Origin of the sequence: Nitrospira sp., assembly GCA_016788885.1 — a bacterium.
Lineage (GTDB): Bacteria > Nitrospirota > Nitrospiria > Nitrospirales > Nitrospiraceae > Nitrospira_A.
The window spans coordinates 57,201-81,380 of sequence record JAEURX010000016.1 but is presented as its reverse complement, the minus strand read 5'-3'; the positions used below and the strand labels follow the sequence as shown (position 1 = coordinate 81,380).

Annotated in this window: 19 protein-coding genes; 13 read left to right on the top strand and 6 right to left on the bottom strand. The window is 59.6% G+C overall.

Features of this window, described 5'->3' with window-relative positions; all coding sequences use genetic code 11:
• Position 1 precedes the first annotated feature (1 nt).
• Entirely contained in the window at positions 2–1,726 is a 1,725-nt protein-coding gene (locus tag JNL86_04825; GenBank protein MBL8042225.1) for a hypothetical protein, read from the top strand.
• 378 nt (positions 1,727–2,104) lie between these two features.
• Here JNL86_04825 and JNL86_04820 read toward each other — a convergent pair whose 3' ends face one another.
• Entirely contained in the window at positions 2,105–2,596 is a 492-nt protein-coding gene (locus tag JNL86_04820) for a MarR family transcriptional regulator (GenBank protein MBL8042224.1), read from the bottom strand.
• Positions 2,597–2,778: 182 nt separating this feature from the next.
• Here JNL86_04820 and JNL86_04815 point away from each other — a divergent pair, with 182 nt between their 5' ends.
• Both JNL86_04815 and JNL86_04810 read left to right on the top strand, forming a co-directional pair.
• Entirely contained in the window at positions 2,779–3,945 is a 1,167-nt protein-coding gene (locus JNL86_04815) for an efflux RND transporter periplasmic adaptor subunit (protein MBL8042223.1), read from the top strand.
• A gap of 12 nt (positions 3,946–3,957) precedes the next feature.
• On the top strand, positions 3,958–7,155 hold the full coding sequence (locus JNL86_04810; GenBank protein ID MBL8042222.1) for a multidrug efflux RND transporter permease subunit: 3,198 nt from the start codon (positions 3,958–3,960) through the stop codon (positions 7,153–7,155).
• A 4-nt stretch (positions 7,156–7,159) separates the two neighbouring features.
• On the opposite strand, the gene modA is transcribed toward JNL86_04810, so the two are convergent.
• Positions 7,160–7,987 (bottom strand): molybdate ABC transporter substrate-binding protein, encoded by an 828-nt coding sequence (modA, locus tag JNL86_04805; protein ID MBL8042221.1) that lies wholly within the window; start codon positions 7,985–7,987, stop codon positions 7,160–7,162.
• A 482-nt stretch (positions 7,988–8,469) separates the two neighbouring features.
• Here modA and JNL86_04800 point away from each other — a divergent pair, with 482 nt between their 5' ends.
• From JNL86_04800 to JNL86_04780, 5 genes are all read left to right on the top strand, one after another.
• Positions 8,470–9,969: an efflux RND transporter permease subunit gene (locus JNL86_04800; protein MBL8042220.1), complete on the top strand. Its 1,500-nt coding sequence runs from the start codon at positions 8,470–8,472 to the stop codon at positions 9,967–9,969.
• The gene (locus JNL86_04795; protein ID MBL8042219.1) at positions 9,953–11,647 is read left to right on the top strand and encodes an efflux RND transporter permease subunit; all 1,695 of its coding nucleotides are present in this window, start codon (positions 9,953–9,955) and stop codon (positions 11,645–11,647) included. Before JNL86_04800 ends, JNL86_04795 begins: the two co-directional genes overlap by 17 nt.
• A complete protein-coding gene (locus JNL86_04790) occupies positions 11,647–12,849 on the top strand; it encodes an efflux RND transporter periplasmic adaptor subunit (GenBank protein ID MBL8042218.1) in 1,203 nt (400 codons plus the stop codon). Before JNL86_04795 ends, JNL86_04790 begins: the two co-directional genes overlap by 1 nt.
• Positions 12,846–14,489, top strand: coding sequence for an efflux transporter outer membrane subunit (locus JNL86_04785; protein MBL8042217.1), 1,644 nt, complete (start codon positions 12,846–12,848; stop codon positions 14,487–14,489). The genes JNL86_04790 and JNL86_04785 overlap by 4 nt, the downstream gene beginning before the upstream one ends.
• Before the next feature lie 252 nt (positions 14,490–14,741).
• On the top strand, positions 14,742–15,206 hold the full coding sequence (locus tag JNL86_04780) for a hypothetical protein (GenBank protein MBL8042216.1): 465 nt from the start codon (positions 14,742–14,744) through the stop codon (positions 15,204–15,206).
• A gap of 217 nt (positions 15,207–15,423) precedes the next feature.
• Here the strand turns inward: JNL86_04780 and JNL86_04775 are convergent, their stop codons facing one another.
• The 3 genes from JNL86_04775 to JNL86_04765 form a co-directional block, all read right to left on the bottom strand.
• Positions 15,424–15,885, bottom strand: a complete 462-nt coding sequence (locus JNL86_04775; protein ID MBL8042215.1) for a hypothetical protein — start codon at positions 15,883–15,885, stop codon at positions 15,424–15,426.
• Positions 15,886–16,032: 147 nt separating this feature from the next.
• Positions 16,033–18,462: a TonB-dependent receptor gene (locus JNL86_04770; protein ID MBL8042214.1), complete on the bottom strand. Its 2,430-nt coding sequence runs from the start codon at positions 18,460–18,462 to the stop codon at positions 16,033–16,035.
• Positions 18,463–18,562: 100 nt separating this feature from the next.
• The gene (locus tag JNL86_04765) at positions 18,563–18,883 is read right to left on the bottom strand and encodes a hypothetical protein (protein ID MBL8042213.1); all 321 of its coding nucleotides are present in this window, start codon (positions 18,881–18,883) and stop codon (positions 18,563–18,565) included.
• 182 nt (positions 18,884–19,065) lie between these two features.
• On the opposite strand from JNL86_04765, the gene JNL86_04760 reads away from it, so the two are divergent.
• Both JNL86_04760 and JNL86_04755 read left to right on the top strand, forming a co-directional pair.
• A complete protein-coding gene (locus tag JNL86_04760; protein ID MBL8042212.1) occupies positions 19,066–20,124 on the top strand; it encodes a 3-deoxy-7-phosphoheptulonate synthase in 1,059 nt (352 codons plus the stop codon).
• A gap of 59 nt (positions 20,125–20,183) precedes the next feature.
• Positions 20,184–20,963 carry a TatD family hydrolase gene (locus JNL86_04755; GenBank protein MBL8042211.1) on the top strand — a complete coding sequence of 260 codons (780 nt, stop codon included), beginning with the start codon at positions 20,184–20,186 and terminating at the stop codon, positions 20,961–20,963.
• On the opposite strand, the gene JNL86_04750 is transcribed toward JNL86_04755, so the two are convergent.
• Positions 20,950–21,483: an NYN domain-containing protein gene (locus JNL86_04750; GenBank protein ID MBL8042210.1), complete on the bottom strand. Its 534-nt coding sequence runs from the start codon at positions 21,481–21,483 to the stop codon at positions 20,950–20,952. The two genes, JNL86_04755 and JNL86_04750, sit on opposite strands and share 14 nt — an antisense overlap.
• 63 nt (positions 21,484–21,546) lie before the next feature.
• On the opposite strand from JNL86_04750, the gene JNL86_04745 reads away from it, so the two are divergent.
• The 3 genes from JNL86_04745 (at position 21,547) to JNL86_04735 (ending at position 24,115) form a co-directional block, all read left to right on the top strand.
• Entirely contained in the window at positions 21,547–22,905 is a 1,359-nt protein-coding gene (locus tag JNL86_04745; GenBank protein ID MBL8042209.1) for an N-acetylmuramoyl-L-alanine amidase, read from the top strand.
• Between the two features lie 47 nt (positions 22,906–22,952).
• On the top strand, positions 22,953–23,714 hold the full coding sequence (truA, locus tag JNL86_04740) for a tRNA pseudouridine(38-40) synthase TruA (GenBank protein MBL8042208.1): 762 nt from the start codon (positions 22,953–22,955) through the stop codon (positions 23,712–23,714).
• A gap of 83 nt (positions 23,715–23,797) precedes the next feature.
• The gene (locus tag JNL86_04735; protein MBL8042207.1) at positions 23,798–24,115 is read left to right on the top strand and encodes a phosphate starvation-inducible protein PsiF; all 318 of its coding nucleotides are present in this window, start codon (positions 23,798–23,800) and stop codon (positions 24,113–24,115) included.
• Positions 24,116–24,180: the final 65 nt, after the last annotated feature.

Here is a 24,180-nt window from a genome sequence, read left to right as displayed (position 1 = left end):
CATGCCTTCTCGAATCAGACTCGACCTCAGCACCCAGAACCCCGACCTGCAAGATGGCTTGCAGGCGCGGATCCACGACCCGCTGTGGATGCTGGGACGCCAATGGCAGTTCGGCGAGTTCAACGGCGCCGATGCGGGTTCGCCTGCCGCCGCGCAGGTGATCGTGGACACTGCCGCCGTCACCCGCTATCAACCGGGGCCGCGCTCCGGCCCACATCCGGCCAGACCCTATACAGCCGACGCCCTGGCCCTGGAAACGCTGGTGGAAGCGGAACCAGTGATAGACGGCTCGCGCCCCAATTGGCGGCTCGCGGCCGAATCGGGACGACATTTACTCCGCCTGCTGGATACGGCCAGAGTTGGCCCCAGCCGCGCGCAGTGGCTGGCAAGTACGTATGTCCTGACCGCCCCCACTGCAGAGCAGGCCAAGCACATTGACGCCGCAAGTCTCTCCTTCATCCGCGTGTTAAGCGGCCGCACCATCGATGGGCTGCGGTTCGCCGCACGATTTCGCGCACTGCAGGCCAGCAACAGTATGGCGGAATTCTTTCGCGAGGCGCCGTTGGATCAGGTGGCTGAGAGCGACCGCCCAAGAGTGACCGGCATCGTGACGAACTGGTTGAGCTGGCTGGACGGCCTGTTCCAACAGGGCGCCGCTCCGTCCGCCTGGATTCCAGAACGGATGGAATACACCCTAAGTATCGCAGGCAAGACGGCAGCAGGCGAAGTGGTGCTGACCGCGCCGGAGTATCTGGATGGCCGTCTCGACTGGTTTTCGTTCACGGCGAGTTCAGGAAACAGTCTGGGCGCCACCGACAGCCGCACGTCCCTCACGGAAGCCTTTCTCCCTGCACCGGTCTCGTTTCGCGGCATGCCCTCTGCGCGTTTTTGGGAATTCGAAGACGGGGCCGTCAATTTTGCGAGCGTCCAGGCAGCACCACAAGACTTGGCCCGCCTGCTACTCGTGAAGTTCGCACTGGAATACAGCAATGATTGGTTTCTACTGCCGCTCGACGTACCTGTCGGCACCCTTTCACAGATCCGCGCGCTCGTCGTCACCAACACGTTCGGCGAACGGTTCCTCATTCCCCACGCGAACGAAGTCGACGGGCCCGCGTCGCCCTGGCGCATGTTCAGCCTCACGAACGACAGCCAGCGGCTGTTGTTCCTACCGCCCGTGTTGGGTCCGATGTTGGAGAGCCAGCCAATCGAAGATCTGTCGCTGTTGCGAGATGAAATGGCCAACCTGGCCTGGGCCGTCGAGCGGGTCGTCGAAAGCGCCGCCGGTCGTCCTTTGGACCGACATGAAGCCTATCAAGAGACGCAGGCGGAGCAGCCGCCCCCGCCTGCCGCCGATAGTGATGGCGCCCCGTTGGTCTACCGTCTCGGCACCAGGGTGCCGGACTATTGGATTCCATTGCTGCCGGTCAAGGACGGTACAACAGTGCGACTCAAGCGAGGTGTCCTGCCGGCGTTCGGCGAAGACGGCATTCAAAGTGTGCAACTCCCGCAGGGGCGATTGCTCGAACCACAGCGCGATCTGTTAGTCTACGAGGAAGAAGTGCCGCGCGAAGGGGCCCGCGTCACTAGAACGTATCAATACGCGCGCTGGACCGACGGCTCCACCCATCTCTGGATCGGCCGCCGCAAAGAACCAGGCCGCGGCGAAGGCTCGAGCGGGCTACAGTTTGATGTGGCGGAGAAGGGTGAAGAGGGGAACTCGTGAATGACTGACAACAGGCTGGAAGGCGACAGTTTCTCTTTCCGTGGAGGGTGCGTGGTCCTGAATTATGCCACCACTGTGTTCGGGGGAGATGAATGAGTCTCATACAAACAGGGAACGGATACCCCGCTGGCCCGATGTAGCCTGGACTGGTCCCTGTTTGACATGTTCGTCGCAGGGCGATATCGTGAGAAATGTTCGCTCGCCTATTCGCTACACTGTCACTTGCTGCCCTAGCAGTCCTGTTCAAGCGTCTCGTGACTCGTAAGCCTCCGTCACGCCCGTACCGCAAGGCTGAATCGAAATGGCCCAGCCGAAGCTACCGCGAACCTTCCTGAATTCTGCCTCGGCATCTGCCCAAAAATTTCGTACGACTGCCCTCTAGCCCTGCAAGCGACTCCAGAGTTTCTCGAGCGTCTTCACGAAGGCTTTGCATTCGTTGTCGCTGAGATCTGAGAAGAGCTCCGCGACCTGTTCTTTGTACTCCGTGCAGCGCGGGGATAACTGCGTCATGACCTTGTCCGAGAGTTCGATCACGGTGGCCCGGCGATCCGTCGGATGCCGTCTCCGCACGACCAGCCCGTCCTTTTCCAGCGAGTCGACGAGCGCCGTCACGTTGGTCGCCGTCACGCCCAGTTCCTTCTTGAGGTCGCTCATGATCCTCGGTCCGCGCTCATGAATTGAGCTGAGAATACGCAACCGTTGAGGCGACAAACCCTTCTCCACCAACAGCGATTCCGACCACCGTTGGTAGGCCGGGGTAAAGCTCCACAGGAGTTCGACCATCCGGTGCCGCGGCAACGTCGAGATACAGGGAGAGACGCACGCGTTCTCTCCGGCCTTGATTCGCGGGACTGCCTTCACACGTTTCATGCTGCGGACACGCTACCTCAAAACACGACAAGATTCAATCATCAATTATTCATAGCTGCATCATTCATATATTGACTATGTTTGACGGCATACCGGATACTGCAGGCAGGACTAACAACGAACCGTCGATGCCATGCGGAGCTGACGTCATCGTTTTCCATCACTCTTCCATCAGGTACACCATGCGCACTGTCCGATATACACCGTGGCTACTCGCCGTGATGCTGACGGTGGCCGGCTGCAATAACGAACAAGCCAGCAGCGGCGGGCAAATGCCTCCCCCGGAGGTCGGGGTCGCGAAAGTGATCTCGAAGCCGGTGCAGCAATGGGACGAATACACGGGCCGCATCAGCGCCATCGACACGGTCGAGTTGCGGCCACGCGCCAGCGGCTATGTGCAGCGAGTGGCCTATAAAGAAGGCCAGGACGTGAAACAGGGCGAGTTGATGTTCCAGATCGACCCTCGTCCCTACCGTGCCGCCTTGGAGAATGCCCAGGCGCAACTGTCACGCGCGCGGGTCGCGCAGCAGCTAGAAACCATCCGCAATAAACGCGCCCAGGCATTGATCAACGATAACGCCATCTCGCACGAGGAACTCGACTTGCGGCGCGCCGCACAGGCGCAGAGCGCGGCGGATGTGCATGCCGCCGAAGCAGCAGTGGCCACCGCGAAGCTCAACCTGTCCTTTACCGAAGTCCGCGCCCCGGTTTCAGGACGGGCTAGCCGGGCCCTCGTCACGGTCGGCAACTTGGCCACCGCCGACGATACCCTGCTGACGACGGTGGTGTCGCAAGACCCGATGTACGTGTATTTTGATGCGGACGAAAACAGTTACCTGCGCTACAAGGAACAGGAGCGCAAGAACGAGCGCACCGCGCAGGACAATGCCGTCCACGTCGGTCTTGCCAACGAAACCGGCTATCCGCACACCGGACGAGTCGATTTTCTCGACACCCAGGTCAATCCGACGCTCGGAACCGTGCGCGCTCGCGCCGTGCTCCCCAATCCCGACCGCATCTTTACCCCCGGTCTCTTCGCGCGCGTGCAGTTCGTCAGCGGCCAGAAGGCTGAAGCTCTTTTGATCGACGACAAGGCCATTCTCACCGATCAGGATCGCAAATATGTTTATGCGGTCGATAAAGACGGGAAAGCCCAACGCAAGGATATCGTGCTAGGCGGTGTGGTCGACGGATTACGCGTCGTGCAATCCGGTCTCGCGCCGGATGACAGGATTGTCGTGGTCGGCCTGCAAAAAGTTTTCTACCCCGGCATGCCGGTGACCCCAGCCGAAGTGCCGATGGACAAGCCGTCGGCGCCCCCCGCCCCTCAAGCCATGGCCGGGAAGTAGGGAGCGCCGGCCATGGACTTTTCGAAATTTTTCATCGATCGGCCGATCTTCGCCGCGGTACTGTCCATCGTGATCTTTGCCGCAGGCTTGATCGCCATTCCCATCCTTCCGATCAGCGAGTACCCCGAAGTCGTCCCGCCGGCGGTGATCGTGCGCGCCATCTACCCCGGAGCCAATCCCAAGGTGATCGCCGAAACCGTGTCCACGCCGCTGGAAGAACAGATCAACGGCGTCGAGAACATGATGTACATGAAATCGGTCGCCGGCTCCGATGGCGTGTTGCAGATGACGATCACCTTCCGTCCCGGTACGGATCCGGATGCGGCCCAAGTGCAGGTGCAAAACCGGGTCAGTCAGGCGCTTTCACGGCTCCCGTCGGAAGTGGTCAGCCTGGGCGTCACGACACAGAAACAGTCGCCGACCTTCCTGGTGATGGTTCAGCTCCTTTCACCGGAGGGCAAATACGACGCGCTCTACCTGCGCAACTACGCCAACATCAAAATAAAAGATGAACTGGCGCGTTTGCCCGGTGTCGGCCAGGTGCAGATTTTCGGCAGCGGCGACTATGCAATGCGTATCTGGCTCAACCCTGACAAGATCGCGTCGCGCGGGATGACCGCCAGCGACGTCGTCGCCGCCGTGCGGGAGCAAAACATTCAGGTCTCGGCCGGGCAGCTCGGCGCGGAACCGATCGCTAAAGACACCGACTTTCTCATTTCCATCAATGCCCAGGGCCGTCTGCGCACGGCCCAGGAGTTTGGCAATGTCGTGCTGAAAATCGGCGCGGGCGGGGAAGTCGTCCGTCTTTCCGACGTGGCGCGCATCGAACTGGGCGCCAACGACTACACGTTGCGCGGACAACTCGACAATCAGGACGCACCGCCCATCGGTATCTTCCAGGCGCCCGGCGCAAACGCGCTGACCGTCCGCGACGCCGTCATTACCAAAATGGAAGAACTCAAGACACGCTTTCCGCCCGGCCTCACCTACCGCTCGGACTACGACACGACGGTGTTCGTGCGTGATTCAATCCAGGCCGTGGTCCAGACGCTCATGGAAGCGATTCTGCTCGTCGTGCTCGTCGTCATCCTGTTCCTGCAAACCTGGCGTGCCTCGATCATTCCGCTGATCGCCGTGCCGGTGTCGGTGGTCGGCACGTTCGCCGCGCTGTACCTCTTCGGTTTCTCCATCAACACACTCACGCTCTTCGGACTCGTCCTCGCCATCGGCATCGTGGTGGATGACGCGATCGTGGTGGTGGAAAATGTCGAACGCAACATCGAAGAAGGACGCACCCCACTCCAGGCTGCCCACCAGGCGATGCAGGAAGTGTCGGGCCCGATCGTCGCGATCGCGCTCGTCTTGTGCGCCGTGTTTGTGCCGATGGCCTTTCTGAGCGGCGTCACCGGCCAGTTCTACAAACAGTTCGCCGTGACGATCGCCATTTCGACGGTCATCTCGGCCATCAATTCCCTCACCCTTTCCCCGGCCCTCGCAGCAAAACTGCTCAAAAGCCACGGCACACCGAAGGACGCCCTTTCGCGCTTGATCGAACGTCTATTCGGCTGGGTGTTCCGGCCGTTCAATCGCTTTTTCAAGGCCAGTTCCAACGGGTATCAAGGCACCGTCTCGCGCACGTTGAAACATCGTGGTTCGGTCTTTGCCGTCTACGCATTGCTCTTGATCGTCACGGGCATGCTCTTCCAGGCGGTACCGCGCGGCTTCATTCCCACCCAGGATAAGTTGTATCTGATGGCCGGAGTGAAACTGCCGGAAGGCGCCTCGCTCGACCGTACGGATGCGGTGTTACGGCAGGTGGTCGCGATCAGCAAGACCGTGGACGGCATCGCCCATGTGGTAGCCATGACCGGCCTGAATCCGTTGCAGTTTACGAACACGCCGAATTACGGCATCGCGTTTCTCATCTTGAAGCCGTTCGACGAGCGCCACCGCAGCGCCAAGGAAATCAGCGAGGAGATGAATCAAAAGATCTCCGCCATCAAGGAAGGCATCACCTTTGTGTTGATGCCCCCGCCGATCCTCGGACTCGGCAATGGCGCGGGATATGGGCTCTTCGTGGAAGACCGGGCGGGACTGGGCTTCGGGGCGCTGCAAAATGCAGTCGGCGGTCTGCAAGGAGCGGTCATGCAAACGCCGGGAATGGGCTACCCGATTTCCGGCTACCAGGCCAATGTGCCGCAGCTCGACGCCGAAGTGGACCGCGTGAAGACCAAGACGCAAGGCATTGCCTTGACCGAGCTGTTCGCCACGATGCAGATCTACCTCGGTTCAGCCTACGTCAACGACTTCAATCTGTTCGGCCGCACCTGGCGTGTCTATGCGCAAGCGGACGGCGATTTCCGCGGAAAGGTCGAGGACATCGCGAATCTCAAAACGCGCAATGACCGCGGCGAAATGGTTCCCATCGGCTCGATGGTGAAATTCAGCCAAACGTACGGCCCCGATCCGGTGCTGCGCTACAACGGCTATCCAGCCGCCGATTTCATGGGAGAAGCCGATCCCACCAAGTTTTCGTCGGCACAGGCGATGGACACGATTCGCGACATCGCCGGGAAGGTGCTACCGAACGGGATGACCATCGAATGGACCGATTTGAGCTTTCAGGAAGCGTCGCAAGGCAAGGCCGCGTTACTGGTCTTTCCCGTGGCCATCCTGCTGGCCTTCCTCGTCCTCGCCGCGCTGTACGAGTCCTGGACCCTGCCGCTGGCAGTGATCCTCATCGTGCCCATGTGCATGCTCTGCGCGCTCGCGGGCGTCAAACTCACCGGCGGTGACAACAATACCTTCGTGCAAGTCGGCCTGGTGGTGCTGATGGGATTGGCGTGCAAGAACGCCATTCTGATCGTCGAATTCGCACGCGAGCTGGAACTGCAGGGAAAGGGCATTGTGGAGGCGGCACTCGAAGCCTGCCGGCTGCGGTTGCGCCCAATTGTGATGACTTCGGTCGCCTTCATCGCCGGCACGGTGCCGCTCGTGCTTTCACATGGAGCCGGCGCCGAAGTGCGTTCGGCCACCGGCGTCACCGTGTTCTCCGGCATGATCGGGGTGACCCTGTTCGGCCTGTTTCTCACCCCGGTGTTCTATGTCGGCCTACGCATGCTGTCGGGGCGCCAGTTGATCAGACACGATGAAGGAACGGGCGTGGTACGACCGGCAGCACACTTAAGCGGAGTCGAGAACCCACAGTGACGGGTCAATTGACTCGAACTTTTGGCGCCGTACGCGCCAGCTTATTTTCGCCCTCAGGTGATGCCGCCGGTTCAAACCCGTATTTGAGCAGAAGCTTTTGAATGCGGGGACTCATGAAGAAATCGGAAAACTGTTCAGCTGCAGCCCGCGACTCATCGCGGCAGGTCCAGACTACCGCTTCGCCGAACCGGATCGGCGTATACGTTCCACCCGGCGTTTCATCGATGATGCGCACCAACCCGCTGTTGTGGATCGCATCGACACGGTAGACAAGCCCCGCCTCTGCCTCACCGCTACGGATCATCTTGATGACTTCATCGTGATGGGTGGCCGAGATCAGGCGGAACCGGTCCTTATACGAGGGATCCGCTGCGCGAAGCGCCCGTGCCGTGAGGGGTCCGGCGGCGGCACTCTCAAACGTCCCGATCGCCACCCTGGTTCTTCCCTCCGATGACATGTCGTGAAAGGAAATCGGCATGGCCTGGGAAGCAGTCGACATGACGAACACGAGAGACGTTTGCGCGTAAACTTCGGGGCCGCCGTTGAGAGTCAGTCCCTTCTTCTGCAATTTCTCCAGATCGTCCACCGCGGTGAGCAACACGTCGACGGGAGCTCCGTTCTCCACTTCCCGGCGGAGGGTTTGCGATGAGCCATAGACGACCTTGACCGTCGCGCCGAATTCACTCTCGAACATCGGCACCACTTCCTGAAACGCCGCCTTCAGACTATAGGCTGCGCCGATCGTGAGCGTGTCTGCCCGCACAGGCTCGACGACTGCCAGCCCCGTCGCAAGCCCCGCTGCGATTCCCATCACCATACCGAATCTCTGCATTCCCTTCATTGCGCCGACCTCCCTGGTGCTCTCATCACAGATAGTTTTTTGTAAGCGTGAGCATTCCCTGACACAGTTGGCCGCTTTCGACATCCAGGCGGTCGCAAGATTAATACCAACACAATCGTTCACGCGACGGTCCACCAAACCGCGACAATTGCTGCGAATCTGGTGGCGGGACCGTGATGTCTGGACGCAGACGCCGATTTCTCGTCCGGGGAAACTGTGAAACTTTGCACTGTGCGCACAGTGCGATTCTGCCCCTTCGTGAGTCGGTCCTTCCCTTGCAGGCGCTCGACAGCCCTCGATTGGTGAGGATTCTCCCCAAATGTGCGAATAACCGATCCTTGCCTGTCCTCGCCCACACAAACCGCACGACGGCAAGAACCTTGCTCTATTCCACCAACATGAGCCGCATACAACTGTTCATCGATTGACGCTGTATCTGCAACCCCTTCGGGTTGAAAGAGAGGACTGTCTGCATGAATGAAATCGTCCTCATCGCCCTCCGCAGACCCTATACCTTTGTCGTGATGTCCATTCTTATTGTGCTGCTGGGCACCATCACGGTGCTTCACATGCCGACCGACGTCTTTCCGAATATCACGATACCCGTCACCTCGGTGGTCTGGGCTTACGCCGGTCTGCTGCCGCAGCAAGTGGAAGGACGCATCACGTACCTCTTCGAGCGCTTTCTGACGTCGACGGTGGAAGGCATCAAATACATCCACAGTCATTCCTACTATGGCAGCAGTATCACCAACATCTTTCTCCAGGACGGAGTAGATGTGGGCCGGGCAGAGGCAGATATCACCGCCATCGCGCAGACCGTCGTCAAGGCGCTCCCGCCCGACATTTCTCCGCCCATGGTCATGCGTCTCGCGCCCTCTTCGATCCCTGTCGCGATGCTGCAAATCAGCTCCGACCGGCTGACGCCGGCGGAACTGTACAACCTGGCCTACATGCGAATCCGCCCTCTGCTCGTGACGGTACCGGGCATCGTCCTGCCGCACCCCTACGGGGGCCAGGACATGCAGGTCATGGTCAATCTCGATCAGCAAAAACTGCTCGCCCGCAATCTGACTCCGGCGGACATACACAATGTTCTCATGCAGCAGTATCTCGTGTTGCCGTCCGGCGACATCAAGATCAAGCAGACCGACTGGATCGTCCAGACGAATGCCTCCCCCATGCAGATCGAGCATTTCAGCGACATTCCGGTCAAACGGGAAGACAACGCCTATATCTATCTGCGCGATGTGGCCACGGTGCGCCTCATGGGTCGGGTCCAACAAAACGCCGTGCTGGTGAAGGGGAAGCAGACCGTCATCATCGTCGCGATGAAGAGCACCGAAGCGTCAACCCTCGACGTGGTCAATGGAATCAAAAATATGATCCCGCGCGCCGAGCAAATCTCTCCGGAGGGAGTCGAAATCAAACTCCTCGATGATGCCTCTACCTTCGTGAAGGATTCGATTGCCGATGTGCTGCACGAAATGGCCACCGCCGGCGCGCTGGTCGGCCTGATTGTGTTGTTGCTCCTGGGTTCCTGGCGGGCCACGGTGATCGTCTGGACCTCGATTCCGCTCTCCATCCTGACCGCGCTGATCGGCCTGCATTGGCTCGATGAGACGATCAACGTCATGACCTTGGGCGGCTTGGCGCTGGCTGTCGGCATCCTCGTCGACGATGCAACCGTGATGATCGAGAATATCGACCGGCATCTCGAAATGGGCAAACCGCTCGAACAGGCCATTGTCGATGCGGCCAATCAGATCGTGGTCCCGACGTTCGTCGCAACGCTCTGCATCGCCATTGTGTGGATTCCCCTGTTCGAACTGGGCGGTGTCGCCGGTTATCTGTTCAAACCCATGGCGGAAGCGGTCATCATTGCGATGCTGGCTTCCTTCATCCTGTCACGCACATTGGTGCCGACTATGGCGAAATATATGATGAAGGGTCACCATGTCGAAGTCGCTTGAGCATCCGGAGCAGCTCGGTTCAGGTCCCTCACGGAACCCACTCGTCCGCTTTCAACAGGGATTCGAACGCGGGTTCAATCGGTTTCGCGAGCGCTACGGGATGTTGCTCGAACGGGTCATCGCCAAGCGCCGTGCATTCGTGACGATCTCTCTGATCATCGCCGTGGCCTCGCTGTCGTTGTTCTTTTTTCTGGGGCGCGATTATTTTCCCGAGATCAGATCCGGTGTCATTCAGATGCATATGCGGGCACCGCTCGGAACACGCATCGAGGTATCGGGACGTATTGCCACGCTGGTCTCGAACAGCGTGGAAGAGTTGTTGGCCGGAGAAGTCGAAAACATTGTCAGCAACTGCGGCCTGCCGGTTGGGGCGCATAATCTCGCGTTCATTCCGACGCCGACCATCGGCTCGCAGGATTGCGACCTGACGATTCTGTTGAAAAACGAAAAATCGCCGGTGTGGGAGTACCGCCGCATTCTGCGCAAGGGTTTAGCAGAGCGGTATCCGGGCACCGAATTCACCTTCCAGCCGTCCGACCTGACCGCCAAAATTCTCAACTTCGGGGCGCCGGCGCCGATCGACGTACAGATCAAGGGCCCGGACATGCACCCCAACTACGAGTTCGCCCGCAAATTGGCCGGCAAGTTGCGCCAGATCCCCGGCGCCACCGACGTGGTCATCCAACAAACCATGCGCACGCCGACGCTCATGGTGGAAGGCAATCGCACATTCGGCCTGGCCGTCAACCGAACCCAGAAGGACATGGCGTCCAACCTGCTGATGACGACCGCCGGCAGCCAACAGATCGACCAGGTGTATTGGCTCGATCCCAAGACCGGCATGTCCTATCTGATCAACGTGTATACGCCGCAAGCTCAGGTCAATAGCGTCAATAGCCTCAAAACCATTCCCGTCGAATCCTCCGGCGAGGCTGCTGACAACCATGATGTGCAATTACTCGGCAATCTCACCGACCTCTCGGCGGAGGGCACACCGGGCGTAATCACCCACGCGAACATCATGCCCCTGTTCGACATCTATGTCGGGACTGAAGGGCGCGACCTGGGCGGCGTCCTGAACGATGTCGAAACAGTCGCCAAGAGCATGGAACACGAACTACCTCGCAGCGCCGCCATCGAAATCCACGGCCAGGCCTCACTCATGCACGACGCCTATTTCGAGCTGATCTTCGGACTGCTCGCCGCAATCGTGCTGGTCTATCTGCTGATCGTGGTCAACTTTCAATCCTGGCTCGACCCGTTCATCATCATCACCGCCTTGCCCGGCGCGTTGGCTGGTATCGCCTGGGCCCTGTTCCTGACGCATACGCGTCTGTCGGAGCCTGCGCTGACCGGCGCCATCATGACGATGGGAACAGCGACAGCCAATTCCATTCTGGTCGTCTCTTACGCACGCGAACGGCTTGAAACGCACGGCGAAGCCCTGCGTGCCGCGCTGGAAGCCGGGACGACCCGCTTCCGTCCGGTTCTCATGACCGCGTCGGCGATGATCTTCGGCATGGTGCCCATGGCGACAGGGTATTCTCAGAATGCGCCGCTCGGACGCGCCGTCATCGGCGGCCTGTTCGTGGCCACTGTCTTTACCCTGTTTTTCGTCCCCTGCGTATATGCCATGCTCTATGACGGGCGAAGCCTTCCGGCAAAGGAGCACCTGTGATGCTGAAGCTTCTGCATCAACGTTCCGGAGTCCTTTCAGGGTTCTTTTTGCTCCTGGTTTATCTCTGCTATCGAATCTATGAGAGCAATGTCGACGCCACGACCTTGCGCAAGCAGACGCTGGAGGACACCGTTCCCACGGTGGCAGTCACCTACCCGACGCCGGTGCCGCCGACTGAAACCATCAGCCTCCCCGGAAATATTCAGGCCTGGTTCGAAGCGCCGATCTATGCGCAGGTCTCCGGCTACGTCAAGATGTGGTACAAGGACTACGGCGCCCTGGTGAAAAAGGGCGACATCCTCGCCGAAATCAACGCGCCGGCCCTCGATGCCCAGTATGCCCAGGCCAAAGCGGATCTCGCTGCAGAACAAGCCAAGTATGCCCTTGCCGACCTGACGGCGAAACGCTGGGTCGCGCTGCGCAAAAATCACGCGGTCTCCGAACAATCGATCTCCGTGCAGGAAGCCAACGCGAAGGCCGAAGCGGCCAGGGTCAAGGCGTCGGAACAGAACGTGAAGAATTTTGAGGCGCTGATTCAATTCAAAACCATCGTCGCGCCCTATGACGGTGTCGTGACGGTCCGCAACATCAATGTCGGCGACTACATCAATAAGGAAGGGAACATCAGTAATCGGAGTTCCATCACCAATCTCTTTACCGTGGCCGACGTCAGCATGCTGCGGCTGTTTGTCAACGTACCGGCATCCTTCGGGGCCTTTCTCAAACCGGGGCTGACGGCCGACGTGACGGTGCCGCAACTGCCCGATCGTCATTTCACCGCGAAATTCCTCACGGTCGCCCGCGGATTTGATGTCAGCACCCGCACTGCGGTGACGGTCTTCACGATCGACAACGAAGACCGGGCCTTGTGGCCAGGGTCCTATGCCCAAGTTCATCTCACCGCGCCGGTCGACCGGAATGCGCTCACCATTCCCTCCACTGCGTTAGTGTTCCAAGAGCATGGCACACAGGTGGCAGTGGTGACGGAGGACGACCGTGTGCATCTGAAACCCATCACGGTAAGCAAGCTCATGGATAATGCCGTCGAGGTGGCAGGAGGCCTATCCAGCCAGGACCGCGTCGTGAATAACCCGAGCGCCGCATTGCTGGAGGGCGACAAGGTCCGCGTCGTCACGCCGGCGCCCGGTTACGACCTCGTGGGGAGCACGACGCCAGTCACGAAGGACCCATCTTCGAAATGACATGCTCCACAGACAGGCAACCTCACACACCAGCCGAACAGCCCTGGGCCTGCCCATTCACAAGCATAGCCGCTGCCGGCGTGCTGCTGCTGGCGCTCGGCCTCCCGGCCTGTAGTACGTTTCCAGCCGTCGATCTCTCGCCTCCCTATGAGCCGGCTCAGTTCGTCGTTCCCGACTCATGGCACGGGTCGAGCCCCTTCGTACAGGCGACACCGTCTGACGGCGAGTTGCGCCAGGATTGGTGGAAGCTGTTTAACGATCCGGTTCTGGATAGGTTGGAAGCGCAGGCGTTGACCGCGAACCCAGACCTACAGGCCGCCGCCGAACGATTTGTGCAGTCCCGCGATGCGATGATGAAAGCCCGGTCGCAATACCTCCCTCGCGTCGGATTGGGATTTGATGCGAGCGACAATCGACAGTCACTCCACCGCTTGTTTCGCGCTCCAGACAGTCCACTGGAAGAATCGAGCGTGGCCGCCGGCGGGATCGCATCCTGGGAACCCGACTTCTGGTCGGCACTTCGCAACGCGACACGCGTGGAGATCTATCGCGCCGAAGAACGGGCCGCTGATTTCGGACTCGCGCGGCTGAGCCTGCAAGCGGAAGTCGCGGCAAACTATTTTGCGTTACGCGGCCTCGACGCGCAGGATGCGATTTACACCCAATCGATCGCGCTCTACACCCAGTCGTTGGAACTCGTCAACGCGCAGTTCATCGGCCAGATTGCATCGGCACTCGACGTCGCCCGCGTGGAGTCTCTCCTGTTCAGCACCGAAACGAGACGGGCCCAGATACAAGGCCAACGCCAAGTGCTGGAGCAGGCAATCGCCATCCTGCTCAATATGGCGCCTGCAGCCTTCAAGATCGAGCCGGTCAACGATCTCAAGATGGCCACATTCACCATCCCGCAAACGCTTCCGTCTACGCTACTGGAGCGCCGGCCGGATATCGCCGCGATGGAACGCCGAATGGCGCAAGCTAACCGCACGATTGGTATTGCGCGGGCCGCGTTTTACCCCAATGTCTCGTTTCGGCTCGGCGGCGGGTTTGAAGATGAGGCCTTCAGTCTCTTCTCACTCGCGAATAGTTTCTGGTCCTACGGGTCAAGCGTGTCGCTGCCGCTTTTCCAAGGCGGGTATCGTCGCGCGCAATTGCAGCAATCCTGGTCTGCCTATCGCGAGACGGAGGATCGATATCGATCGACGGTGCTCAATGCGTTTCGCGAGGTCGAGAACAATTTGAGCCTGACCAACCGGTTGACCCTCGCGGCCAACCGGCAGGACGCGGCGGTGGGAGCGACGCTCAAAACGCAAGACCTGACCATGGAATTGTATCAAGGTGGATTGGCCTCCAGCCTTGAGCTGATCTACGCCCAAGTCGCCATGCTGACCGCGCGGATTGAGTCGGTGCAGATCAAGGCCGAATTACTACGCACCTCGGTCGCGCTCATCCGTTCGCTTGGCGGAGGCTGGAACCGCGACCAATTACCGACGGATGACGAGATCCAGCCCTTCGGCACCTTCCAATATGTGAATCTCGATAAACCGCCATCGGTCCGCGGCATCGATGTCAACGCGGAGAATAACTGGGTCCATAATGATTTGACCAAACGGCCGGTGCCTTTACGGCCCCGACCATAGCAGCCGCTAATTCCTGCAGAGAACTGTTAGCGCTCAGCCGCCTTCCAGAGAGACATTCCCCGGATGACCCAATCGTTTCGAACGGAGCGTCCTGTGCGCGACCGCTCGCCGTCTGAGCACGCGTCTTGTGCATTGTCGACATTTCCATCGGTTACGATCCGACCTGCAACTGGCACTCATGTTGCCTCTCGTTGAGTGGAACCTCGCCATATCAATCGACCACGACCACCGCTCGACTGAAAGGAGTCCATCATGGCACGATCCTTCCGGCAGCTGACCTTCTTGCTGATCATTCCGGTATGGATGGCCGTTTCTCTCGGCCCCGTCGACGCAAACGCCTGGGTCGCACCGCCGTGGATCGACAAAATCACGTTGATGGTGATGGAACAAAAAAACCTGTCCACGAGCGGAAACTTCACCCCGTACTTCAAGCAGCTGGAAGTGGTCAGTGAAGCCGCCGTCAAGGGGGAGTACAACGGGAAGCGAAAAGGAATGAATCGTTTTCTCGAAATGCTGGAAACAAGGGAAGGCGGGATCAGCGTCGACGCAGCGCATAAAATTTTTGCCGCCGTCGTCAAGTCGGTTCCCTACGCGGTGCTCCTCCCCCTGAAGAGCGAAGATAAACTGGACCCCGAAGAGAAGGCGTTAGTCGAGCGCATGAAGCGTTTTGCGGCGGCGATCCGGGATCAGGACGAACGAGCCGCGCTCGCGTTCTGATCGGTCTCGCTCACATCGGCGAAGCCTGACAGCGAATGAGGTCAGCCACCATCCGATCCCATACCTCACGGCATGGGATCGGAGCCCCGGCGTCACGCATCATTTGGAAAAGACAGTCCGGCCCCGACACTTTGTCTTCTTCTCGAACCGTATCACGGTAGAGGAGAAGATACTGCCAAGTGGCAAGGTTCACTTGCCTCGCTGAATCTTCATGCTACTACTGCGAACGGAAGTGAATCCGCACGGTGAGTTCGCCGTCGACGGGGTCGTCGCCTTTGAGTTGCGGGGCGAAGGTCCATTGATTCAACGCGATGATGCCGGCGATCGTCAGTTCACGATGTTTCGCCGATTCCAGCACAACCACCGTCACCTGTGCCTCTTTGGAGACGAGCAGGCGGGCCTTCATCCAATCGTCGAGCGGCTTCCCCTCGAGCGATGAAGGGATGGCCGGCCAGGGGGTCGATTTCGGCACCGGCCCCGCCTGTTGATCCTGGTTCAGCGGAAGTCCATGTACATGCACTTCGGGCAGCTCAATGATATCCGCATCCAGCGCATGATCCGCCTCATGCGTCGCCTCATCCCCTGTCGCGGCGATGGCAGATACAGGCAGCAGACACCACATGCCGAGCACTACCATGGGTACTGTCAGTGATCGAATTCCATCGATGATGTTCGTCATATCGTCTTCCAACCAGTTTCATGATGATGCTCAAACGGGCCATCCAACAAGGCCGCAGGGAGCCCGTCGACTGAGGCGGACCCTTGCGGTACGTCGCAGGGAGCCGGGCGACTGAGAACGCCGCTGGTGACCCGTTTCAGCATCATACTAGAAGAACCATTGGCCACGGAAGAAGAACGATCTCGGCATCCCCGCATGGGCCACACCCAGTCCGATGCTCCCCTCGCCTTGATTGATGTAATACTTCTGATCCAACAGATTGATGATGTCGAATCCCAGCAAGAACTTCTGTCCGTCCCACGGCAGCGGAAACACATGGGCAATGGACAGGTTGTAAATCGTATAGGACGGGCTGTGGATGGAATTGGTCTTCGCGTCTTCATTTTCGGCGGTCCGCAAGCCCGACGCGAACAACATCTGGCCGGTCATCGTCGTCCGTTCCAGGAACTTGTAGGTCACGACGGCCGAACTGGTCAGGGTCTGCATGTGATCGCAGAACACCCCACCACGCGAATTGATGTCGGCAATCTCCTTCGCTTCCAATAGGAAATGCCCCGACTGCAAGCCATACCCTTTACATTGCCCCCAAGCCACGTTGCCGCGCGCCGTCAGGTTGTCGGTGAGTTGCAACTTTAACGCGCCGTCGATTCCGCGTTGCCAGCCTCGCTCGAACGCAAAATAATTCAAGAGCGGAGTGGTGCCGAATTGCCCGGCGTCCGACAGGAAGTTGCTGAGCTTATACCAGCCGGTGAATTGCAAGGTGGCATAGCGATTCAACGCATGGTAGCTGCCGACTTCAAAATAATGCGCACGCTCCGCCCGCACGGTGTTGTTCGTCACATCGTCCGGCTGCGCCCTGGTTCCGAGCGTGTTCAGTTTCGCAAACGAAATCGCTTCCAGGTTCGGCGGCGTGAACATTCGGCCATAAAACGCGTGGAACACGTTCGACTGATCATACTTATACGTAGCACCCAGTCGCGGACTGACCTGGCCCTCGTTCCGCAGATACTGTACGGCATCGCCGCGCAGGCCGAGGTTGAACGTCCACTTGTCGTTGGGGCTCCACTGATCTTGAATCCAAAATTCCTGCCGATAGCCAATCTGGCGATTGTCGGCGTTCAGACTGAGCAGATCGCCGGTTGGATTCCCCGCCCCGTCATCGGCAAAGGTAAAGAGCCGAGTCTTGTTCACCGACTGCGTGCGATCGAGCTGGAAGCCGGCCTTGATGAGATGCTCCTTGCTATGCACGTAGGTGTAATCGAATCGCAGGCCCGTCGAGTAGGCATTGCGATCCTGATCGGCGGACGAAAACGGCGCCGTCGGATCGGCCGTGTAGGCCAGCACGTTGAGCGGATCGGTGTTGAACGTGGCACGCGTGTGTCGCATGTACCCGGCCAAGCTGAAGAAGTTATTCGCATTGACGTCATGCCGCCAGACCATGTGGCCGTATTGATTGTTCTCCTTCTGAAATTCATTGATGGCCTGTGAGGCCACCGGCGCAAACCCTGGACGCCCCGCCTGCAGGAGCGGCAACATCTGTCCGCTCGGATCAAGTTCGAGACCAGGCGTCGTGGGAATTTGATACTTCGCGACGGAATTCAGGAACAACCAGGTGAAGTTATTCTTATTGTCGTGTTGGTAATCGCCGCGGATGAAGGTTTGATTCCGCTCGCTCTGTCCGTGGAACACCGAATGACCCAGCGTCGGCGGCTCGATGCCGCGGTTCGTCGCCGTGTGGCTGTTTAAAATATAGAACCGGAACTTTTCGCCGACCGTGCCGCCGTATTCGAATGACGGATTGAGCGTCCCGTTTGAGCCTCCCATCATCTGCACCGATCCGAATGCCGGCTTGGTCCCGCTTTTGGTCGTGATATCCAACACCGCCGCCGCCTTGTTGCCGTACTGCGCCTCCATCCCGCCAAGAATGACATCGGCTCGATCCCAGGCGCGCGGGCTGAGGACATCCGAGAACGTGGAGGAGACGGTGTCCGGGATCGGGACACCATCGATACGCAGCTGCAAATTGGCGTGGTCCTGCCGGATATGCACCTGTTTGAGCGACCCATACACCGCGCTGGGGATCGTCAGCAGCACATCCTGGAGATCGTTATTGTTGCCGCGCGGCAAGGCTTCGATCTCTTTCCGGCTGAGTGCATAGGTCTCGCTCGATGCCTTGTACTGAATCGGCGCCAGGGGCGAGACCACTTCAAGGGAGATTTCATGGGTCTTGGCTAGCGTCAGCGTCACCGGTCCGGCGGGCTGCGCTCCACTTTTGAGGATGAGATATTCGCTTCGGTAGATTTCCAGCCGGGCGCTCACGGAATAGGTCCCCTGAGCCGGCAGCTCCACCGTAAATTCTCCCGCATCGTTGGCCACCGCTGTCACGACCACGGTCCCTTCCTGATCCTTCACCTCAACGGTGGCCTGGGACACGCGCCGGAGGTCCTGGTTCTGGACAATGCCCACCAGCGTGCGACCGGCATCCCCCGTCGGTTGCTGGGCTTGCGCAGAAAAGACGCCGAGCGCGCCCGGCCAGCAGCCTATACACAACACCATCAATGCTCTGAGTGACCACATTGTAGCTTCCTCACGAATATTCCTTCCCTACGCAAAGCCGGAGACGCAACTCCGGTTTTCGACGCAGGTCGACCACTGATGCACACATGGCAGCGCGGAATTATCGTTGAGGCGGTGCGCGGGAGGCGCGAGAAGTCGGAAGCGATTGAGAAAGAAGCACCGGCGCCGGTGAGGGTTGAGGTGGCCCATGGGCGAGAAACACACAAGGGACCGGCACATCACCGGTCAGCGAATGACCGGTGTGATACTGCACCCACTGGCAGAGGTCGGTGTCGGAATGTTCGTGCCCGTCGTGATCGGCGGCCGCCAGCTCGTGGTGGATCTCAAGCGCGGCGGCGAACGGCGCCATCGCCAGCAGCAATGTCACCAGCAGCAGTGCAATGCCCGACCCGAATGTGCTTGCAGTGTGTCGAGAAACCATGAATGTCCGAGTTCCCCGGGAACAATCCTGTGAACCGTGATTTTGTAACAAAGCGCCCGGTTGAATGCAAGGCAATGCACCTCTCGCCCACCCCACTGGACATTCTCCTTCACTTTTCGCTATGTTAACCCACAATTTTCATTTGACCGTCTAGCAACCAGACCGCTCATTAAGGGACCACCATGACCAGGCCGATCGATAACCAGCACGTCATAGAGATTAAACCGCTACCCTCGCCCCGCGATGTCAAAACGAAACTGCCGATCGGAGACGAGGTATCCGAGTTGGTTTTTCAGACGCGACAGGCGATCCGGAACATCCTGCATGGCCGCGATAATGACCGGCTGATCGTGATCGTCGGCCCTTGCTCGATTCATGACCCTGCGGCCGCCTACGAATATGCCGACCGGCTCAAACCGGTCGCCGAGGCCGTGCGCGACAAATTGCTGGTCGTCATGCGGACCTACTTCGAAAAACCTCGAACGACAGTCGGCTGGAAGGGTTTGATCAACGACCCCCACCTGGACGGGACCTGCGAGATTGCCCAGGGCATTCAACTGGCCCGGACCATTTTGTTGAATATCAACGGCAAGGGCCTGCCATGCGCCACTGAACTCCTCGATCCGGTCACGCCACAATATATTGCCGACCTCCTGAGCTGGACCGCCATCGGTGCGCGCACCACGGAAAGCCAGATTCACCGGGAAATGGCCAGCGGCCTCTCCATGCCGGTCGGCTTCAAGAACGGCACCGAAGGCAGCCTGCAAGTGGCCATCAATGCGATGATCACCAGCCGCAGCCCGCACCATTTTGTCGGCGTGAATGCCGACGGCGTCACCTCCATCATTAAAACCACCGGCAACCCCGATCATCACATTGTGCTGCGCGGCGGGGGTGGGCGCACCAACTACAGCGTCGAAGACATCGCCCGCGCTGAAACCGCCGTCGCGAGCGAAGGGCTGGCCCGTGGCGTAATGGTTGACTGCTCGCACGACAACTCCGGCAAGAATCACCAACGGCAGGTCGAAGTCGCCGGCGACGTCCTCAAGCAATTTCAGCAGGGCCGGCGGTCCATCATGGGCCTCATGCTGGAAAGTCACCTGCAGGGGGGCCGGCAGAGCTGGGATCCGAACAAGGCCTTGACCTACGGCATGTCCATCACCGATTCCTGTCTGGCCTGGAGCGACACCGAAGCGTTGCTCTATGGCATGGCCGAGTCCCTCGCGACCAAGACGGTGTAGGCGCAGACCATCCTGCCACTTCGGTCACATTCAGGCCGTTCGATGCGAGCATCCATCTCATGCTGATCGACACCCATACCCATCTCGACGATGCGCGCTACGAATCCGACCGCGAGGCCATGATCGCCAGGGCGCGAGAGGCCGGGGTGGACACCATGATTACGATCGGCTGTGACCTCGCGACCAGCCGATCGGCGGTTGCCCTCGCCGGTCACTACCCGTTTGTGTATGCCTCGATCGGCGTCCATCCCCACGAGGTGAAACACATCGCGGACAATTGGTATGACGAACTGCGGCAGTTGGCCCGGGACAACAAGGTCGTGGCCTACGGCGAGATCGGCCTCGATTATCACTACAACCATTCCGATCCGGAGCTCCAGCGCCGCCGCTTCCGCGAACAGATTCAATTGGCCAGGGAGCTGAAACTTCCGGTCATCATCCACACGCGCGAGGCGCAGGACGATACCATCCGTATTTTGAAGGAAGAACGCGCTTCAGAGATCGGCGGGGTCTTTCACTGCTTTTCCGGAGACGCCTGGCTGGCGAAAGATGCGCTGGAGCTGGGATTCTACCTGTCGTTTTCCGGTATTCTGACGTTTCAGAACGCGACTATGCTGCGGGACATCGCCAGGACTGTGCCGGCCGACCGGCTGCTCATCGAAACCGATTGCCCGTACCTCACCCCGATTCCCCATCGCGGGAAACGGAACGAACCCGCCTATGTGAAATACGTCGCCGAGACGCTGGCCACGATCACACCCCACGGTGGCGGCATGACGGCGGAGGACATCGGCCGACTCACCAGCGACAACGCGCGCCGACTGTTCAAAATTCCCTGAGTTGCTGGTTGCGTTTGCGTAGCGACTTGGGGAGCTTGCGGGGATTGCCGCCCTTGTCCTTCGACCGTTTCACCACTTCGGCCTCACCCCGATCCAATTCTTTGAACGCGAGAGCAGCTGCCCTCGACGGCCGCTCATGGAGCTTGGCACGAAACTCAGGCGCTCCAATAACGAACGCTCCGGCGGCCCTTGCTGCATTGGCCACTTCATGATCCGAGGACACCACCGCGCAATCCCTGCCATACAAACGCGCGAGCCGTTGAACCACCTGATCGGCGCGTTCGCCCCGCTTGGAATACACGACCTCCACGCCCGACTGGAACTCTCGGTGTTCAGCCCCCAGGCCTCCTTGCCACCCGTCGAAGATGACGGTGATCGCGTGACCCTTCCGGCGGCGGTAGCCGGCCAGGTCCCGGACCAACGCGTCACGTGCCGCCTCCAGACGACCGGACCCACTGGGCCCCGCCATTCCAGCACCACCGACCAGGTTATATCCATCGACAAGAAGATGTGTCGCCATCTAGAATCACGAAGTTTGAGAGCTTTTGTTGACAATACCACAAACATCTGAGAAAAGGCCTAGATGGTACCTTCTCACGGGGAGCCTGGACTCCTGCCCTCCATCGTCCGACTGCTCCGCACCTGCCTCCTCCTGAGCGTGGCCTGGTGTTTGGCGGGCGCAATCGCTGCCGCGAACACCGACATGCCGACTGCGCCGGCTTGGCCGGACATGCCGCAGGTCGCAGGGGAAACGACTTCCCCGCACTTCCTCCTCATCAAACAGGAACAGGCCGGCAGCTCACGCTACCCTATTGTCATCCGCGATCTTCGCACCTGGTCGACTCCCGAGGGCACACGCCTGGTCCTTGACCTGAATCACAAGGCCTCCTTCACCGACACGCACATACGGAACCCTGACCGCGTCGTCATTGAGGTCAGTAACGCCATCCTGGGAAAATCTTCACGGCAACGCGTCTCGGGCGGCACCATTCCACAAGTGTTTCAGATTGCACAAAGTCGGCCCCGAGTCGTGACCATTACCCTGCCACGCACGCAGGGCCTCAAGTATAAAGTCTTCTCCCTGGACAATCCGGACCGCCTTGTCGTCGACATCTCTCACAAGGCGAAGGATCAAGTCCGGCAGATCGGTGAAACTTCAACCACCTCGCCGTCTGCCCCTGCTGTGGCGCTCCCGACGCCCCCGACGATTCCGAGTCCCACAGTCACCGAACCGGTCCGGCCAACAGCTCCCAAACCGGCACACCAGACCCAGACGATCGTGATCGATCCTGGACATGGCGGGAAAGACCCCGGCACCATCGGGCAGCATGGCACAACCGAAAAGGACGTCACGCTGAAAGTTGGTCTCCTGCTGAAGGATCTACTCGCGACCTTGCCTAACACGCGCGTGCTCATGACCCGCGATCGGGACGCATTTATCGAGTTGGAAGACCGGGCCAAGTTTGCGAACGGCAAAGACGCCGACCTGTTCATTTCGATCCATGTCAACTCACACCCGCACAAGGGCGTGCGCGGATTGGAGATCTATCACTTCGGAGAAGCGAAGGACCAACGGGCGTTGGAAGTCGCGGCACGGGAAAACGGCACGCCGCTGAACAGTACCGGCGTCGGCTGGGAATATATCGTCGCCGACCTCTTGACCTCGAAAAAAATCGAACACTCCCAGGAACTCGCCTGGACCGCCAAACAGGCCATGGTGACGAATCTGAACGGGCGCTATAGCACGATCGATCATGGTGTCAAAACAGCGCCGTTTTACGTGCTTCGATTTACGACCATGCCCAGCATCCTCGCTGAAATCGCCTTTATGTCGAATCCTGCCGAAGAAGATCAGATGCGCTCCCAACCCTTCCTGGCCCACATCGCCGAATCGATCTTTGAAGGGGTCAAGACGTACCTCCGCACCAATCCGCCCAGGTGACAGACGCCGCGCCATTGGGCTAGAGTTTCCCCGTTCTCTCTCACACCATGACCACATTTAAACTCGTCCTCGAGTATGACGGGACGCACTATGCCGGCTGGCAACGGCAACCGAACGCGCCGACCGTCCAGGAGACGGTGGAGCAGGCATTGTCGGCGATCGCCCAGACACGGCTCACGGTCGTCGGGGCCGGCCGCACCGATGCCGGCGTGCATGCCTTAGGGCAGGTCGCCAGCTTTCGAACCGATCGCGGTCTGTCGGAACGCGAGTGGGTACGCGCCCTGAACGCCCACCTCCCTGCCGATATCAGCGCCCTGTCGGTCGTCGCGGTCACCGATGCGTTTCATGCGCGCTACTCCGCGAAAGGGAAGCTGTACGAATACCATCTGCTGAATCGTCGGGAACGCGCGCCGCTGCTCCGCGAACGCGCCTGGATGCTCTACAAGCCGCTGGACCTGGCCGCCATGAAAGACGCCGCCGCCTGCCTGATCGGAAACCAGGATTTTTCCTCCTTCGAAACCGCCCCGACCGATAACGACAACCCACAATGCCACCTGCAACAGGCAGAGCTCCGTCGACAGGGCGACCTCATCATCTGTGCGTTCTATGCCGACCGGTTTCTCAAGCAAATGGTCCGCTCGATCGTGGGCACCTTGGTCGAGGTGGGACAGGGCAAACGCACGGCATCCGATATGCTTAGGCTGCTAGCAGCGCGCGCCAGAGCCGCCGCAGGTCGAACCGCTCCCGCCCATGGGTTGTACCTGGTTCGAGTGGACTATACCGACACGTCCATCCCCGATCTCCCGTAAGGAACTTTCCCTGTGAGACAGATGTCCTCACATTTGTTATAGTTTCGCCGACAATCCCCCTCCACCTTCACAAGGAGCCGTCGATGAAACATCTGACTATCGCATGCTTCTCCCTCATGTTGGCCGCCGTCCTGGTGACCCCGCAGCTGAGTTTCGCAGGGGCCCAACAGAACAAGATGAAGACCTGCAATGCCGACGCGGACGCCAAAGGGCTGAGCGGCGAAGGCAAGGGCGAGGACCGCAAAGCGTTCATGAAAGAATGTCTCTCCGCGAAACCGGCCAAGGCCGCGGCCGGCACCTCTCAGCAGAACAAAATGGCAAGCTGTAACAAGGACGCCAAGGCCAAGAATTTGGCCGGCGACGAGCGGAAGAAGTTCATGAAGACCTGCCTGTCCAACTAAGCACCACCTGTACTCCGGCCGCGTCTCCAAGGCGATGCCGGAGTACAGCGAAGCGTTAGTGAGAG

Bases quoted from the DNA above. Each gene is read 5' to 3' on its own strand.
- JNL86_04825 (MBL8042225.1), top strand. From the start codon at position 2: ATGCCTTCTCGAATCAGACTCGACCTCAGCACCCAGAACCCCGACCTG.
- JNL86_04820 (MBL8042224.1), bottom strand. From the start codon at position 2,596: ATGAAACGTGTGAAGGCAGTCCCGCGAATCAAGGCCGGAGAGAACGCG.
- JNL86_04815 (MBL8042223.1), top strand. From the start codon at position 2,779: ATGCGCACTGTCCGATATACACCGTGGCTACTCGCCGTGATGCTGACG.
- JNL86_04810 (MBL8042222.1), top strand. From the start codon at position 3,958: ATGGACTTTTCGAAATTTTTCATCGATCGGCCGATCTTCGCCGCGGTA.
- modA (MBL8042221.1), bottom strand. From the start codon at position 7,987: ATGCAGAGATTCGGTATGGTGATGGGAATCGCAGCGGGGCTTGCGACG.
- JNL86_04800 (MBL8042220.1), top strand. From the start codon at position 8,470: ATGAATGAAATCGTCCTCATCGCCCTCCGCAGACCCTATACCTTTGTC.
- JNL86_04795 (MBL8042219.1), top strand. From the start codon at position 9,953: ATGTCGAAGTCGCTTGAGCATCCGGAGCAGCTCGGTTCAGGTCCCTCA.
- JNL86_04790 (MBL8042218.1), top strand. From the start codon at position 11,647: ATGCTGAAGCTTCTGCATCAACGTTCCGGAGTCCTTTCAGGGTTCTTT.
- JNL86_04785 (MBL8042217.1), top strand. From the start codon at position 12,846: ATGACATGCTCCACAGACAGGCAACCTCACACACCAGCCGAACAGCCC.
- JNL86_04780 (MBL8042216.1), top strand. From the start codon at position 14,742: ATGGCACGATCCTTCCGGCAGCTGACCTTCTTGCTGATCATTCCGGTA.
- JNL86_04775 (MBL8042215.1), bottom strand. From the start codon at position 15,885: ATGACGAACATCATCGATGGAATTCGATCACTGACAGTACCCATGGTA.
- JNL86_04770 (MBL8042214.1), bottom strand. From the start codon at position 18,462: ATGTGGTCACTCAGAGCATTGATGGTGTTGTGTATAGGCTGCTGGCCG.
- JNL86_04765 (MBL8042213.1), bottom strand. From the start codon at position 18,883: ATGGTTTCTCGACACACTGCAAGCACATTCGGGTCGGGCATTGCACTG.
- JNL86_04760 (MBL8042212.1), top strand. From the start codon at position 19,066: ATGACCAGGCCGATCGATAACCAGCACGTCATAGAGATTAAACCGCTA.
- JNL86_04755 (MBL8042211.1), top strand. From the start codon at position 20,184: ATGCTGATCGACACCCATACCCATCTCGACGATGCGCGCTACGAATCC.
- JNL86_04750 (MBL8042210.1), bottom strand. From the start codon at position 21,483: ATGGCGACACATCTTCTTGTCGATGGATATAACCTGGTCGGTGGTGCT.
- JNL86_04745 (MBL8042209.1), top strand. From the start codon at position 21,547: ATGGTACCTTCTCACGGGGAGCCTGGACTCCTGCCCTCCATCGTCCGA.
- truA (MBL8042208.1), top strand. From the start codon at position 22,953: ATGACCACATTTAAACTCGTCCTCGAGTATGACGGGACGCACTATGCC.
- JNL86_04735 (MBL8042207.1), top strand. From the start codon at position 23,798: ATGAAACATCTGACTATCGCATGCTTCTCCCTCATGTTGGCCGCCGTC.